Genomic DNA, 1246 nt, shown 5'->3' with positions numbered 1-1246 from the left:
ATTGAACTTCAATCCGCTCTTTTTGTGAATAGGCAAATGATATTAATGAAATAAAAAGTATTGAAAGAAGTTGTTTTTTCATATGTTGCCTAACGTGTTTGTGTATGGTTAGTTGCGTGTTTTAGCAACTAAGTTAGCAAACATTTACGAACCAGAGAAAATTCCGCAGGAATTTTCGCAAGTAGGGAAGAGCCTAGCAATTAATTATACACGGTGTTATGTAGCGTTTTTATTCTAATAATTTACTTCCATCGATTTTGAATCCGACAGCTTTAAGTTCTTTAGCTATTGGTAATTTCCAATTTCCATTACTGTCATATGGGATAAAAATAACACCCTGATAATCAGAAGGTATTTCAAAATTGTCAACTTGTTCAAATAGAACTACAACTCTTTCTCGTCCTAATTTTCCAAGAAAAAAACCTAATTCTAAAATTACATTTTGTCTCGCTCTGAAAGAAGCATTTTCAACTTTATCTTTCTTACTAAAGGCAAGGTCGTCAGCTGACAGTAATACAATTGCGAAGTCAACATTAGAGTAATCAGTAAATTTCTCAATAATAGTCCTTCCTCGATTTGGTTGCTCGTGCAGAATTATTGGTTTTAGAGATAATTTTTCAATAAATCTTGCAGAAGATTGTTTCATTTCTTCATTGTGACCGTGAACAAGAAATATTTTATTAAAAGACTCTTTAATAACTTGAGTTTCGCCATTTTCTATAATTTCGAAGCTGTCTGATAAATTTAAATCTTCCTGCATTACATTAATTAGGTTTATCAGTTCATTTTTCCCAGAAATAAAACTTTTTTCGTAATAACTCTTGTCCATTCCGCTCCAAGCCATTGCTGGACTAAATCTTATTTTTCTTAGCGCAGGAATATATTCGGATTTTCCTCCAAATATTTTGGTTACTAACATTTCAGCTCTTTTCTTTACTTTTCCTAAATTTCCGTCCTTATAGGTTAAGTCTTTTGATTCTTTTTCTAAACTTTGAAGTAATTCAGTTTTATTCATATTGGTCTTTCATATGCTACATAACGTGTTTGTGTATGGCTCGTTGCGTTGGCTGGAACTAATTTAGTAAAAAAGAAACGAACCAATAGGAAAATCCTAGTGGATTTTCCGAGTACACACAGACCGAGCAATTAGTTATACACGTCTTAAGTTTGTAATTCACTAAATTTAAGTAATAATCAGAAAGAACAAAAGAGAGAATTAAGGTTACTATACACGGTGAAGCATTTA

The 1246-nt window shown here is 31.9% G+C and carries 1 protein-coding gene; it reads right to left on the bottom strand.

Annotated features, from left to right (window positions below):
* Positions 1-229: 229 nt before the first annotated feature.
* Positions 230-1015 (bottom strand): TIR domain-containing protein, encoded by a 786-nt coding sequence (locus tag LX78_RS14685; RefSeq protein WP_109683529.1) that lies wholly within the window; start codon positions 1013-1015, stop codon positions 230-232.
* Positions 1016-1246 lie beyond the last annotated feature (231 nt).

The organism is Xanthomarina spongicola (assembly GCF_003148645.1).
Lineage (GTDB): Bacteria > Bacteroidota > Bacteroidia > Flavobacteriales > Flavobacteriaceae > Xanthomarina > Xanthomarina spongicola.
Note: the sequence above shows the minus strand (reverse complement) of the source record. Positions and strands in the feature narration are given on the sequence as shown.